Origin of the sequence: Halomonas sp. DP1Y21-3 (assembly GCF_019801245.1) — a bacterium.
Taxonomy (GTDB): Bacteria; Pseudomonadota; Gammaproteobacteria; order Pseudomonadales; family Halomonadaceae; genus Halomonas; species Halomonas litopenaei.
Map to the genome: position 1 here is coordinate 202,005 of NZ_JAHVJM010000003.1, position 13,780 is coordinate 215,784.

The window sequence follows — 13,780 nt, forward strand, 5'->3', positions numbered from 1 at the left end:
GTTTCATCATGCCTTCGCGACAACCCCGACAGCACCCGCTGGTTCGGCTGCTTGCCGCCGTCAGCCTGATCACCTGTCTGACCCTGACCATGGCCGCGCCCCCCGAGGCCAACGCCCAGACGTCGACGCAGCAGGTCAGCGTCAAGAGCGCTAGCTTTGCCACCCAGATCGACGACGGCCGGCGCTACGAGATGATCGGCCACGGGCTCTTCACCTATCTGGTGTGGGACGCCTACGCCGGCGCCTACTACCAGGCCGCGGGGTACCCCCGCCCCGCTCCCGAATCCGACGTCCCGCGCCGGCTGGTGCTGCACTACTTCCATGCCATCGAGGCCGACGACTTCGCCAGCACCACCCTCGAGACCGTGCGCGAGCAGGTCGGTGCCGTGGACTTTCCGTCGATTCGCCGCCCGCTGACCGCGCTGGTCGACAGCTATCGCTCGGTCGCGCCGGGCGACCGCTATTCGCTGACCTGGGATGGCGAGAGCCTGATCCTGGCGCTCAATGGCGCCCCGCTGTACCGCTCCAACGACAAGGCGCTTGCCAACGCCATGTTCGCCATCTGGCTCGGTGAAGATCCCCTGGACCGCGACTTCCGCGACGCTCTGCTGGGGCGCTGACGCCGGCGCCTCCCTGGCCAGGCAGGCCCGTGCTAGGCTAGGGCTTGTCTGAAAAGTGCCTGCGCTCGGTAATACGGCGTTAAAAATCGGATCAAAATGCTCATTTACACCCCGTAAACTGCGCTTTCTCACCGATTTTTGCCTTGTCTAACCTTCGCTCGTCGACTTTTCGGACAGCGCCTAGCGGGCCCTGCTGTGTGTAATCCCCCACCTGTTGCCAGAGGAAGCCCTGCATGAAAGCCCTGATCCAACGTGTCCGCCGTGCCAGTGTCGAGGTCGAGGATCGCACCGTCGGCGCCATCGACCACGGCCTGCTGGCCCTGGTCGGGGTGGAAAAAGGCGATGACGAGGCCTCGGCCGACCGCCTGCTGCACAAGCTGCTGCACTATCGCGTGTTCGCCGATGACCAGGACAAGATGAATCTCAATGTGCAGCAGGCCGGCGGTGGCCTCTTGCTGGTATCCCAGTTCACCCTGGCCGCGGATACCCGCAAGGGGCTGCGTCCCAGCTTCTCCAGCGCGGCGCCGCCGGCCGAAGGCGATCGTCTGTTTCACTACCTGCTCGATCAGGCCCGCCAGCGCCATGCGCCGGTGGCCAGCGGCGAGTTCGGCGCCAATATGCAGGTGGCACTAATCAACGACGGGCCGGTGACCTTTCTGCTGGAGAGCTGAGAGCCCCCTCCTGGCGCCGAGCGCCAACATGCAGCTCACCTTCAGGACGATTAATCAACGACGAGCCGGTGACCTTTCTCCTGGAGAGCTGAGAGCCCCCTCCTGGCGCCGAGCGCCAACATGCAGCGCACGCGGCGTCGTGCCACCTTTCTGACTTTCAAAAGCCCGATCGCAACGCGATGTCGGCGGGGCGGTAAACCAGACTGTCTCGTCTCGCCCCGTCTCACCTTGATGTTTATGGAAACATTTACCACAATCACCTGTATACAAAAACAACCGGTGATCGTATCCATGAGCAACGCCCGCTACCCCGCCAGCGTCTCGGTCTTCGACTTCCACGGCCGGCCACCGCTGAGCCGTGCCCTGCCACTGTCGCTGCAACACATCCTCGCCATGATCATGGGTACCATCACGGTGCCGATCATCGTCTCCGGTGCCATCGGCGCCTCCACCGCCGAAACCCTGCTGCTGATCCAGATTTCGCTGGTGGCCTCGGCGCTGTCGACGCTGATCCAGCTGTTCGGTGTCTGGCGCTTCGGTGCCCGCCTGCCGACCATCTTCGGTGTCGGCTTTGCCTACGTGCCCACCCTGACCGCCGTGGGCGCCCAGTATGGCCTCGGCGGCATCCTCGGCGCCCAGTTGATCGGCGGCATGGCGATGCTGCTGGTCGGGTTCGGTATCCGCCCGCTGCGTCATCTGTTTCCGCCGGTGGTGGCGGGGGTGGTGGTGCTGGTGATCGGCCTGTCGCTCTACGACATCGCCATCCACTACATGGCCGGGGGCAAGGGGAGCGCCGACTACGGTGGCGGCAGGCAGTGGCTGGTGGCGCTGGTCACTCTGGCCGTGGTGCTGGCGATTTCCCAGTTCGGGCGGGGCTTCATCAAGCTCGCCGCGATCATCTGCGGCATCGTGGTGGGCTACGCGCTGGCACTCGCGCTGGGCATGGTGGACTTCACTGCGGTGCATCAGGCGGCCTGGTTCAGTGCGCCGCGCCCGCTCCCCGTGACGCTCGAATTCGCGCCGGTGGCGATCCTGTCCATGGTGATCATCTGCGTGGTCAATTCGGTGCAGACCATCGGTGATCTATCCGCTACCACCATCGGTGGCATGAATCGCGAGCTGGGCCATCGGGAGCTGTCCGGGGGCTTGCTGGGCAACGGCCTGTGCACTCTGGTCGGTGCCCTGTTCGCGGCTCTGCCGACGGCGTCGTTCAGCCAGAACGTCGGTATCGTCGCCATGACCAAGGTCATCAGTCGTTCGGTGCTGGCACTGGCGGCGCTGTTTCTGCTGGCGGCGGGACTGATGCCGAAGTTCGGCGCGCTGATGACCACCATTCCCTATCCGGTGCTCGGTGGCGCCACCATCACGGTGTTCGGCATGATCACCATGACCGGTATCCAGCTGCTGACCCGCGACGAGCTGTCCGGGCGCAACATGACCATCGCCAGCCTGGCGCTGGCGCTGGGCCTCGGGCTCGCCGCGGCGCCGCAGGCCATCGCCGCGCTGCCGGACACGATCGAGATGGCGATCGGTGGATCACCCGTGGTGGTGGCGGCGCTCACCGCCGTGCTGCTCAATCTGCTGCTGCCTCACAAGAGCCTGGCCGATGAGCAGGCCGAGCGCGAGCGGCTGGCCGCGCGCATGGAAGCCAGCGACACGGCTCCCGCAAGCGTGCCCGCCTCATCCCGGTGCGACTCGCAATAGCCGTTCGCCACGCCCACTCGCCCCGGCTATCGGGCGACCCGAGGCGCTATCGAACCGAGCGTGGCTCAGCCCGAGAGCGCCTCGTTCATTTCCTCGAGCGCCTCTTCGGCGGCGAGCCAGTCGGCCTCCAGCTCCTCGAGGCGCGCCTTGAGCTCGCCCTGGCGCGCCAGACAGTCGGTCAGTTCCTGCTTGCGCGCTGCGTCGGTGTAGAGCTCAGCGTCGCCGAGCTGCGCTTCCACCTCGCCGAGTTCAGCCTGGACCTTCTCCATGGCCTTTTCGGCCTTGTCGCGCTCGCGCTTCAAGGGCCTGAGCTTCTCACGCAGCTCGGCGGCGGCGCGGCGCGAGGCCTTGCGATCCTCCCGCGGGGCGGCCTGGCCAGCCTCGGCCCTGTCGGCCTTGTCTTCCCTGGCTGCGCGACGATCGCTTTCCAGGCGTGACTTGAGCCAGGCCCGGTAATCCTCCAGGTCGCCATCGAAGGGTTCGACCCGATGGTCGGCGACCTTCCAGAACTCGTCGACGGTGGCCTTGAGCAGGTGGCGGTCGTGGGATACCACGATCACCGTCCCTTCGAACGACGCCAACGCCTCGGTCAGCGCCTCGCGCATCTCCAGGTCCAGGTGGTTGGTCGGCTCGTCGAGCAGCAGCAGGTTGGGCTTCTGCCAGGCAATCAGGGCCAGCGCCAGGCGTGCCTTCTCGCCGCCGGAGAACAGCTCGACCCGGGCAAACACGTCATCTCCCGGAAAGCCGAAGCCACCCAGGAAGTTGCGGATATCGCTGTCGGCGGCCTGGGGCGACAGGCGTTGAACATGGGTGAAGGGGGTCGCCTTGAGATCGAGCCCTTCGAGCTGGTGCTGGGCGAAGTAGCCCACCGCCAGGTGCTCGCCGGGTACCCGACGGCCAGAGAGCAACGGCAGATCGCCGGTCAGCGACTTGATCAGGGTCGACTTGCCCGCGCCATTGGGACCGAGCAGTCCGATGCGCTGTCCCGGCAGCAGGGTCAGCTTCACGTCGGACAGCTGGGTGCGCTCGCTGCCGTCCTCGCGACGATAGCCCAGGCTGGCGTCATCGATCACCAGCAGCGGATGAGACGTCTTGTCCGCCGCCGGCAGGGTAAAGTGAAAGGGGGAATCGACGTGGGCCAGGGCGATGTCGCCCATGCGCTCGAGCATCTTCAGTCGGCTCTGGGCCTGGCGCGCCTTGGTCGCCTTGTAGCGAAAGCGGGCGACAAACTTCTCGATTTCCTCGCGACGCGCCTGCTGCTTCTCGGCCTGGGCCTGCTGCAGCGCCAGCTTCTCGGCGCGGGTCCGCTCGAAGGTGGTGTAGTTGCCCCGATAGAGCACCAGGCTGCGACGATCGAAGTGCACGATGTGGTCACACACCGCATCGAGAAAGTCGCGGTCGTGGGAGATCAGCAACAGGGTGCCGGGATAGCGCGTCAGCCACTGCTCTAGCCACAGCAGCGCGTCCAGGTCCAGGTGGTTGGTCGGCTCATCGAGCAGCAGCACGTCGGAGGGCATGAACAGGGTACGCGCCAGGTTGGCTCGCATGCGCCAACCGCCGGAGAACGCCGACAGCGGCTTGTCCAGATCGTGCTGGGCAAAGCCCAGCCCGACCAGCAACTGGGCCGCGCGGGCTGGCGCGCTGTAGCCGTCCAGCGCCTCGATGGCGCCGTGAAGTTCGGCCTCGCGGTGATGGTCACCGTCGGCCTGGGCAGAGGCGAGGGCAACCTCGGTACGCCTTAGCTCCGCATCCCCGTCGAGCACGTACTCGATGATGGGGCGAGACAGCGCCTCGACTTCCTGCGCCATATGGGCAATGCGCTGGCCGCCACTCATCTCGACCGCGCCCTTGTCGGCGCCGATCTCGCCGAGGATCAGGCCAAACAGACTGGACTTGCCGGCGCCATTGGGGCCCACGATACCGGCCTTGTGGCCGGCGTGCAGGGTCAGGTCGGCACCCTCGAACAACGGCTCGGCGCCGCGTTGCAAGGTTACTTGGCGCAGTGCAATCATCACGGCTCCATCGGGATGAGCCCGCCGGGCCGGGCACCCGCGAGCTTCTATAATAAAAGAAGGATATCGTCTTGGACCCCGATTCTACCGAATTCACCGCTCGCCTGCGCCCTCGCCTGGCGACTTCGCCGCTATGGGACTTCGCCCTGGCAATCTATGCCCGGCCAGGCGTCGAGCAAGCCTGCCTGACGCTGCAGGATGAGCACGGCTGGGATGTGTGTGAACTGCTGTGGCGATGCTGGCTGTATCAACAGGGCGCCCAGGCAGGTGCGCTGCCGTCAGAGGTCGCCGCCTGGCAGCGCGAGGTCACCCAGCCTCTGCGCCGACTGCGCAGGGATCTGAAGCCCCAGGCGCAAGCCGACTCGCAGGTGGCGAGCGTTCGCTCGCGGATCAAGCAGGCGGAGCTCGAAGCCGAGCAACAATGCCTGCAGATGCTCATGAAAATTAGCCTGAACGAACTGGCTTTCTCGCCGATACCCGCCAGACTCCAAGGTCTAGAAAATGTGCTGCTTTCTAGCCAACAACGGCAGAAAAAAACGCAACTTATGGCCATAAGAAGCGTGGAAAGCCAGCTTGACCCTCTTCCGGCAGCGCGCTAGCCTGACGTTAACTGCATGAGAATTCCTGCATTTTTTGCATGATTGATCTTGTTCGCGCCAATAGCACAAGGTCCGAGATTCCGAAGCGAGACACGAAGCAATACAACAGGCGAGCGCGATCCGCCCATAGCTCCAACACCTGCAGAGGAACCACAAGAATGAAGGCAACACAGCTGCTGACCACCGCCAGCATCGGCGCCCTGATGCTGGGTCTTTCCTCCACCGCCATGGCCGACAACTGGCGCTACGCCCACGAAGAGTACGAGGGCGATGTCCAGGACGTCTTTGCCCAGGCGTTCAAGCAGTACGTCGAGGAGAATTCCGACCATTCCGTCCAGGTCTACCGCTTCGGCGAACTGGGTGAATCCGACGACATCATGGAGCAGACCCAGAACGGCATCCTGCAGTTCGTCAACCAGTCTCCCGGCTTCACCGGCGCGCTGATTCCCGAAGCCCAGATCTTCTTCATTCCCTACCTGCTGCCCACCGACGAAGAAACCGTGCTGAAGTTCTTCGACGAGAGCAAGGCGATCAACGAGATGTTCCCCGAGCTCTACGCCGAGCACGGGCTGAAGCTGATGCAGATGTACCCGGAAGGGGAAATGGTGGTCACCGCCGACGAGCCGATCACCTCGCCGGAGGACTTCGACAACAAGAAGATCCGCACCATGACCAACCCGCTGCTGGCGGAGACCTACGACGCCTTCGGCGCGACCCCCACGCCGCTGCCCTGGGGCGAGGTCTACGGCGGTCTGCAGACCGGCATCATCGACGGTCAGGAAAACCCGATCTTCTGGATCGAGTCCGGCGGTCTGTACGAGGTCTCCCCGAACCTGACCTTCACCGGCCACGGCTGGTTCACCACCGCCATGATGGCCAACCAGGACTTCTATGACGGCCTGTCCGACGAGGACAAGCAACTCGTCCAGGACGCCACCGACTCCGCCTACGACACCACCATCGAGCACATCCAGGGCCTCGCCGAAGAAGCCCTCGGCAAGATCCAGGAAGCGTCTGACGAGGTCACCGTGACTCGCCTGGACGACGAACAGATCCAGGCCTTCAAGGATCGCGCTCCGCAGGTCGAGGAGAAGTTCATCGAGATGACCGGTGAAGGCGGTCAGGAACTGCTCGACCAGTTCAAGGCTGACCTGGAAGCGGTTCAGTCCGGCGAGGAGTAATCCTCGTCTGAGCCATCGCTCCCGAAAGGGGCAGCCCTACCCGGCTGCCCCTTTTGTGTTTCCAGAGCCCTGAATAGCGACCCGACAGTCGCCGCCACGCCAGGCGCGCTGCGTGCATCCAGCGTTGACCAGATGGCTGCGAACCGCGACCCAGAGGGCGTACGCTGCGATACAGGTACGTGCGTTTCTCCCGGAATTCCCGACCAAGGATCCCATCATGACCGAAGAAGAATCCGAACAGCACTACCACTCGGGGTTGCCTGGTTTTCTGGGCACCATCGATACGTGGATCAGCAAGCTGGAAGCCATCATTCTTGCAGTGGGTGTGCTGCTGATGGCGGCCAATACCATCGCCAACGTCGTTGGCCGCTTCGTGCTCGGCGAGAGCATCTTCTTCAGCGGCGAGATCAACCGCATTCTGATCATCATGATCACCTTTGCCGGTATCGGCTATGCGGCGCGCCACGGGCGCCATATTCGCATGTCGGCGATCTACGATGCCCTGCCGGTAGGTGGCCGCAAGGCATTGATGATCTTCATCTCCCTGTTTACCTCTCTGGTGATGTTCTTCCTGCTGTACTACTCGGTGATCTACATCGTCGACCTGTATGACAAGGGGCGCATTCTGCCCGCCCTTGGCATCCCGATCTTCTGGATCTACCTGTGGGTACCGCTGGGCTTTCTGATCACCGGTATCCAGTACCTGCTCACCGCCATCAAGAACCTGACCTCCCGCGACGTCTACCTGTCGACCGGCGTGCTGGATGGCTACAAGGATACGGAGACCGAAGTATGAGTGACGCGACGGTGGCAGCAGGAGGACAGCCCCAATGACAACCATAATGGTCACCACCATGATCGCCCTGCTGTTGCTGGGCTTCCCCATGATGATCCCGCTGATCACCGCGGCGGTCATCGGTTTCTTCATGATGTTCAACGGCCTGGACCAGATGGACACGCTGATCCAGCAGATGATGGCAGGCATCCGGCCGGCCTCGCTGATCGCCGTGCCGATGTTCATCCTCGCCGCCGACATCATGACCCGCGGCCAGTCGGCAGAGCGCCTGATCAACATGGTCATGGCCTTCATCGGCCACGTGAAGGGCGGCCTGGCGGTATCCACCGCGGCCTCCTGCACCCTGTTCGGCGCCGTGTCCGGCTCGACCCAGGCCACCGTGGTAGCGGTGGGCTCGCCGCTGCGCCCGCGCATGCTCAAGGCCGGCTACTCCGACTCCTTCACCCTGGCGTTGATCATCAACTCGAGTGACATCGCCTTTCTGATCCCGCCCAGCATCGGCATGATCATCTATGGCGTGATCTCGGGCACCTCCATCGGCGAGCTGTTCATCGCCGGCATCGGGCCAGGCCTGCTGATCCTGCTGATGTTCTCCATCTACTGCGTGCTCTACGCGGTGATCCGCGACGTCCCCACCGAGCCCAAGGCGTCCTGGAGCGAGCGTCTCTCCGCGGTGCGTCAGGCGCTGTGGCCGCTGGGCTTCCCGGTGATCATCGTCGGCGGCATCTACGGCGGCATCTTCAGCCCCACCGAGGCCGCCGCGGCCTGCGTGCTCTACGCGGTGCTGCTGGAGTTCGTGGTGTTCCGATCACTGAAGATGAACGACATCTACGCCATCGCCAAGTCCACCGGCCTGATCACCGCGGTGGTGTTCATCCTGGTCGCCGTGGGCAACGGCTTCTCGTGGATCATCTCCTTCGCCCAGATCCCGCAGGCCATGCTCGAGGCGGCCGGGATCAACGAAGCGGGTCCCACGGGCGTGCTGATCGCCATCTGCATCGCCTTCTTCGTCGCCTGCATGTTCGTCGACCCGATCGTGGTCATCCTGGTGCTGACGCCGATCTTCGCGCCGGCCATCGAGGCCACCGGACTCGACCCGGTGCTGGTGGGTATCCTGATCACCCTGCAAGTGGCCATCGGCTCGGCGACGCCACCCTTCGGCTGCGACATCTTCACCGCCATCGCGATCTTCAAGCGGCCCTATCTGGACGTGATCAAGGGCACACCGCCGTTCGTGTTCCTGCTGATCCTGGCCGCGGCCCTGCTGATCATGTTCCCGCAGATTGCGTTGTTCCTGCGCGACGTCGCCTTCCGCTAGGCGGCGTCTATCGGATGCGCGGAGACCAAGCTTGAGGAGAGACCGATGTTCAATCGAATCCTGGTGGCGGTGGACGGCTCCAAGGGCGCCCTCAAGGCGCTGGAGAAGGCCGTGGGGCTGCAGTACCTGACCGGCGCCGAGCTCTACATCCTGTGTGTGTTCAAGCACCACAGTCTGCTCGAGGCCTCCCTGTCGATGGTTCGCCCGGACAAGCTGGACCTGCCCGACGATGCCCTCAAGGAGTACGCCTCGGAGATCGCCGTGCATGCCAAGAACCACGCGGTGGAACTGGGGGTACCGCTGGAAAAGGTGCGCGCCTTCGTCAAGGGAGGCCGCCCCTCGCGCACCATCGTGCGCTTCGCCCGCAAGCGCGAGTGCGATCTGATCGTGATCGGCGCCCAGGGCACCAACGGCGACGCCAGCCTGATCCTGGGCAGTGTCGCTCAGCGGGTGTCGGGGTCGGCGCAGTGCCCGACCCTGGTGGTCTAGCGCCACACTCATCACGGCAACCACAGACGCAGCCGCAACCACAGGCCCGGGTCATGCCCGGGCCTGCCTCGTAGGGGGTAACGCACGGCGGGTGCGGAACCCTTTTGCCCCTGTTACAGTCACAACAACGACATTCACACTACGGCCAACGCGCCAGCCAAGGATTTCCATGAAGACACTGCTGACTTCCGCCTCCCTGATCGCCCTGCTGGGCGCCGCTCCCATGGCCTTCTCCGCCCCCGAGAGCGACCAGGAAAAGCTTAGCTACAGCCTGGGTGTGACCCTGGGCCAGAGCATCAAGCAAGACGTGGAAGACCTCGACACGGATGCCTTCAGCGAAGCGATCAAGGACGTGTTCGCCGACGACGGCCTCGACATGACCGACGAGGAGATCGCCGCCGCCCTGACCAAGTTCCAGGAAGAGGCCATGGCCAAGCGCGCTGAAGAACAGCAGCAACGTGCCGAAGAGATGGCCCAGCAGGCGGACGCCAACAAGCAGGAAGGCGAGGCCTACATGGCCGAGAACGCCGACAAGGACGGCGTTACCACTACCGACTCCGGGCTGCAGTACAAGGAGCTCGAGGAAGGTGACGGCGCCTCCCCCGAGGCCGGCGACACCGTGCAGGTCAACTACGAAGGCAAGCTGATCGACGGCACCGTGTTCGACAGCTCCTACGAGCGCGGCGAGCCGGTATCCTTCCAGGTGGGCCAGGTCATCGAGGGCTGGCAGGAAGCCCTGAAGATGATGAACGTGGGCGACACCTGGGAAGTCGTGATTCCGCCGGAGCTGGGCTACGGCGCGCGTGGCCAGGGCCCCATCGGCCCCAACGAGACCCTGATCTTCAAGGTCGAGCTGCTTGACGTGAACCCCAGCGACGAAGGCTGAGTCGATGACTCACCTTAGTCGTGCCAACGCCAGCCTCCTCGCGGGGCTGGCGTTTTTCGTGCTGGCACCTCAGGCCTCGGCCGACTCCCCCGACGCCCTGCCCGCGCTGGGTCTCTCGAAGGACCGTCTGGCCACCATCGGTGTCTCGTCCGGCGGCTACATGGCCGCGCAGCTGGCGGTGGCCTGGCCCGAGCGCTTCGATGCACTCGGGCTGGTCGCCGCCGGCCCCTGGGGCTGTGCCCGGGGCGAGCTGAGAGTGGCGCTCGGTCAGTGCATGTTCACTCGCCTTGGCGACCCCGACCTGGCGGCGATCGACAGCCGCCTTGCGGACTACCGCGAGCTTGAGCGCGCGGGTAGCGCTGAATCGCTCGACGACCTCAAGGTGTATCTCTGGCACGGTGAGGACGATGGCACCATCGATCCCGACGTCGGACACGCCGCCGCTCGACAATGGCGTGACTGGCTCGCCGACGATGATCAACTGAAGACGGTGTTTCAGGACGGCGCGGGGCACGGCTGGCCGGCGCTGGACGCCGCTGGCGAAGCGGACCTGGCCGACTGCGAAGAGGGCGGTGCGCCCTTCCTGCTCGACTGCGGCCTGGACCTGGCCGGCGAGGCGCTGGGCTGGTGGTGGGACGATCTAGCGCCTGCCGGCGAGGCCGACGACCAGCGCCTGCTGGCCTTCGACCAGAGCGAGTTCGACGCCAAGGGACTCGCCGACACCGGCTTTGTCTATCTGCCGAAGCAGTGCGAAAGCGGCGACTGCGCACTGGTGGTGGCGCTGCATGGCTGCCAGATGGGCGTGGACGACGATGAAGGCGCAGCGACGCCATTCACCCGGGCAAGCGGCCTGAACCGTTACGCCAAGAGCAACGACCTGGTGGTGCTCTACCCCCAGGCCGAGGCCAGCCTGGCCAATCCCAAGGGATGCTGGGACTGGTGGGGGTTCAGCGAGAGTACCTGGCAGCGTGATCCTTTGCATGACAGCCGGGACGGTCGTCAGGTCAGCGCCCTGATGCAAATGGTCGATAGACTGCAGGAAGCGCCCTGAGGCTCATGATCGACAGGCTGCAGGAAGTTAGTTCAACACCCGATCCAGCGCCGCCGAGAGCGGCCCCGGGGTCGGAGCATGCAATACCCGTTCGATGATTTCGCCGCTGGCGTCCACCAGATAGAGCGAGGCCGAGTGATCCACCAGATACTCCACGGCGGATTCCGGCGTCTCGACCTTGCGCCAGACGACGCCGTAGCGCTTGCCGATATCGGCAAGCTCGGCCTGGCTACCGGTGGCGCCGATGAAGTCGTCGCCGAAGGCCTCAAGGTACTCCGACAACCGCTCCAGGGTGTCACGCTCGGGGTCCACCGAAATCATCAACGGCACCACCCGCCGACGCTGCTCTTCGGGCAGTGCCTGGCGCGCCTGGCGCACCACCGCCAGGCTCATGGGGCAGACGTCGGGACACCAGGTGTAGCCGAAGAAGATCACCGCCAGCTGGTCATCATCGAGATCACTCAGCGCAAAGTCGCCCACGGTCGACGCCAGGCGTATCTCACCAGCGACCAGCCCGTCCTGCTCGGCAGGCTGCCAGGGCTTGAAGGTCCACAACAGGGCCGCCGCCAGCATCACCACCGCCGCCAGGACCAGCCCCAGGGTCCGTCGATCGAAGCCGTGTCGTCGTTGCTGCTGTCGTTGCCGTCGGGTCATGGCAGGCTTCGCTCCACGTCCAGATCGAAGGTACTTCCGAGACGCCCACGCGGCGCATCGAAGCTGACCCGGGCACGCCAGGTCATGCGCTCACGGGTGCAGATGCCGAGCTGTCCCATCCCCTGAAATCGGCCCGGTTCGCCGCCTTGCACGGCGTCGAGATGGAAGCGATGCTCGCCCATGTCCATGCCGACCCCTTCGAACACCACCCGTACGTTCTGTGCTTCCACGCCGTCGATGCGTACTTCGAGGGGCAACGACTCCAGCGGGCGAATGTCGCCCTCCACCGGGATCGCCAGGGTCAGCCGCTCATCCTCCTCGAGGCCGACGCCGCAGGGCCCCTGGTGCAGATCGCAGCCGGGCGCGGCCGGATACCAGGTCGTCTCCTGGTGATCGCCAAGCTCGTAGCGCAGCAGGTACCATAGGGCGATCAGCAAGGTGACCACGGTCACCGTGATCAGCAGGCGAAGCCGAGGACGACGGGCGCCGCGCGAGGCTGGGGACTGGCGCGAATGCATGTCGGAGGGCTGCCTCCAAAGGGAATGGGCGTAGGGTAAGCTTATCAGCAAAACTCCGACGCCCCCTGCGCGACAATGTCGCAGCCGTCAACGCGCGCTTGCTCACGCTCGACGGCGCACTATTCTGCCACCGGCCTCGCCCGGACAAGGAACGTACATGGCCTCCATCACTGCGGCCCTGGGCCCGCTTTTTCTGCTTATCCTGCTTGGCGCCGTGCTGGGTGTCGGACGCATCCCAGGCGGGGACTTCTGGGCGCGCATGGAGCGCCTGATCTACTTTCTGCTGTTTCCCGCCATGCTGGTGGCGACCCTGGCCAGGGCGGACATCAGCCAGGTACCGGTGGCCAGGCTCGCCCTGGTGCTGCTGGGCACCATGCTGGTGCTCTCCGCTCTGCTGTGGTGGCTCAAGCCCCGCCTGAATCTCGACGCCGCCGCCTTTACCTCTGTCTTCCAGGGCGCGGTGCGCTTCAACACCTATGTCGGCGTCGCCGGCGCCGCTGCGCTGCACGGTCCCCAGGGCGCCACGGTGGCAGCGGTGGCCCTGGCGCTGATGATTCCCACGGTCAATGTGCTGTGCGTGCTGACCTTTATCGCCGCGGGCACCCTCGGCCGCTCAGGTCTATGGCGCTCACTGCTCGCCCTGGCCCAGAACCCGCTGATCCTCGCCTGCCTGATCGGCATCGGGCTCAATCTCTCGGGGATCGGCCTGCCGGGCTGGTCGGCGGGAACCCTGGAGCTGCTGGGACGAGCGGCGCTACCGCTGGGGCTGGTGGCCGTAGGGGTGGCACTGCGACCCCAGGCCCTGCTGAGGCGCGATCTTGGCCTGTGGGTCTCGAGCCTGGTCAAGCTGGTGCTGATGCCGGCGCTGGTGCTGGTGCTGGCATGGTTGCTGGGCCTCGACCCTGTCAGCCAGGATGTGGCGCTGCTGTACGCCGCCCTGCCCACCGCCACCTCCGCCTATATTCTGGCACGCCAGCTGGGCGGTGACGCTGAGCTGATGGCCGGACTGATCACCGCCCAGACCCTGGCGGCGATGATCAGCCTGCCGCTGTGGATGCAGCTGACCTGAGGGGCCAGGCGAGGCTTTATTAAAAAAGATTCTCGTTTGTGTTGACGAAACAAATGAGAATGATTTACGCTGAGGTTGTCGGCGTTGATGAGTCGCCGGCGCCAGATACCAGACATTGCCAGTCGCTATCTGGTTTCTCCTCCTCATTGCTAGTCACGGTCCTTGCGCCGCTTCCCTCTGGAAGCGGCTTTTTCATGGCCGCCTGGTTCGGT

At 64.8% G+C, this 13,780-nt stretch carries 14 protein-coding genes; 11 read left to right on the forward strand and 3 right to left on the reverse strand.

Features of this window, described 5'->3' with window-relative positions:
• Positions 1-8 precede the first annotated feature (8 nt).
• The 3 genes from KUV74_RS09585 to KUV74_RS09595 all read left to right on the forward strand — a co-directional run bounded on the left by KUV74_RS09585 (position 9) and on the right by KUV74_RS09595 (position 2,995).
• Entirely contained in the window at positions 9-620 is a 612-nt protein-coding gene (locus KUV74_RS09585; protein ID WP_052704448.1) for a chalcone isomerase family protein, read from the forward strand.
• Positions 621-853: 233 nt separating this feature from the next.
• Positions 854-1,291 (forward strand): D-aminoacyl-tRNA deacylase, encoded by a 438-nt coding sequence (gene dtd, locus KUV74_RS09590; RefSeq protein WP_045993928.1) that lies wholly within the window; start codon positions 854-856, stop codon positions 1,289-1,291.
• A 291-nt stretch (positions 1,292-1,582) separates the two neighbouring features.
• Positions 1,583-2,995, forward strand: coding sequence for a uracil-xanthine permease family protein (locus tag KUV74_RS09595; RefSeq protein WP_222516215.1), 1,413 nt, complete (start codon positions 1,583-1,585; stop codon positions 2,993-2,995).
• A 65-nt stretch (positions 2,996-3,060) separates the two neighbouring features.
• On the opposite strand, the gene KUV74_RS09600 is transcribed toward KUV74_RS09595, so the two are convergent.
• Entirely contained in the window at positions 3,061-5,007 is a 1,947-nt protein-coding gene (locus KUV74_RS09600) for an ATP-binding cassette domain-containing protein (protein WP_108449484.1), read from the reverse strand.
• Between the two features lie 71 nt (positions 5,008-5,078).
• Here KUV74_RS09600 and KUV74_RS09605 point away from each other — a divergent pair, with 71 nt between their 5' ends.
• From KUV74_RS09605 to KUV74_RS09635, 7 genes are all read left to right on the forward strand, one after another.
• Positions 5,079-5,606 (forward strand): TIGR02444 family protein, encoded by a 528-nt coding sequence (locus KUV74_RS09605; protein WP_261395267.1) that lies wholly within the window; start codon positions 5,079-5,081, stop codon positions 5,604-5,606.
• Positions 5,607-5,764: 158 nt separating this feature from the next.
• Positions 5,765-6,787, forward strand: coding sequence for a TRAP transporter substrate-binding protein DctP (dctP, locus tag KUV74_RS09610; protein ID WP_108131873.1), 1,023 nt, complete (start codon positions 5,765-5,767; stop codon positions 6,785-6,787).
• A 217-nt stretch (positions 6,788-7,004) separates the two neighbouring features.
• The gene (locus KUV74_RS09615; RefSeq protein WP_045993924.1) at positions 7,005-7,583 is read left to right on the forward strand and encodes a TRAP transporter small permease; all 579 of its coding nucleotides are present in this window, start codon (positions 7,005-7,007) and stop codon (positions 7,581-7,583) included.
• Between the two features lie 34 nt (positions 7,584-7,617).
• The gene (locus tag KUV74_RS09620) at positions 7,618-8,901 is read left to right on the forward strand and encodes a TRAP transporter large permease (RefSeq protein ID WP_045993923.1); all 1,284 of its coding nucleotides are present in this window, start codon (positions 7,618-7,620) and stop codon (positions 8,899-8,901) included.
• A gap of 45 nt (positions 8,902-8,946) precedes the next feature.
• The gene (locus tag KUV74_RS09625; RefSeq protein ID WP_045993922.1) at positions 8,947-9,390 is read left to right on the forward strand and encodes a universal stress protein; all 444 of its coding nucleotides are present in this window, start codon (positions 8,947-8,949) and stop codon (positions 9,388-9,390) included.
• A gap of 169 nt (positions 9,391-9,559) precedes the next feature.
• Positions 9,560-10,276 carry an FKBP-type peptidyl-prolyl cis-trans isomerase gene (locus tag KUV74_RS09630; RefSeq protein ID WP_045993921.1) on the forward strand — a complete coding sequence of 239 codons (717 nt, stop codon included), beginning with the start codon at positions 9,560-9,562 and terminating at the stop codon, positions 10,274-10,276.
• A gap of 4 nt (positions 10,277-10,280) precedes the next feature.
• Complete coding sequence (locus KUV74_RS09635; RefSeq protein WP_222516216.1) at positions 10,281-11,327, forward strand: PHB depolymerase family esterase; 1,047 nt, start codon at positions 10,281-10,283, stop codon at positions 11,325-11,327.
• A gap of 27 nt (positions 11,328-11,354) precedes the next feature.
• Here KUV74_RS09635 and KUV74_RS09640 read toward each other — a convergent pair whose 3' ends face one another.
• Both KUV74_RS09640 and KUV74_RS09645 read right to left on the reverse strand, forming a co-directional pair.
• Positions 11,355-11,981 carry an SCO family protein gene (locus KUV74_RS09640; protein WP_261395271.1) on the reverse strand — a complete coding sequence of 209 codons (627 nt, stop codon included), beginning with the start codon at positions 11,979-11,981 and terminating at the stop codon, positions 11,355-11,357.
• Complete coding sequence (locus tag KUV74_RS09645; RefSeq protein ID WP_222516217.1) at positions 11,978-12,499, reverse strand: hypothetical protein; 522 nt, start codon at positions 12,497-12,499, stop codon at positions 11,978-11,980. Before KUV74_RS09645 ends, KUV74_RS09640 begins: the two co-directional genes overlap by 4 nt.
• Positions 12,500-12,656: 157 nt before the next feature.
• Here KUV74_RS09645 and KUV74_RS09650 point away from each other — a divergent pair, with 157 nt between their 5' ends.
• Positions 12,657-13,568 carry an AEC family transporter gene (locus tag KUV74_RS09650; RefSeq protein WP_108131876.1) on the forward strand — a complete coding sequence of 304 codons (912 nt, stop codon included), beginning with the start codon at positions 12,657-12,659 and terminating at the stop codon, positions 13,566-13,568.
• Positions 13,569-13,780: the final 212 nt, after the last annotated feature.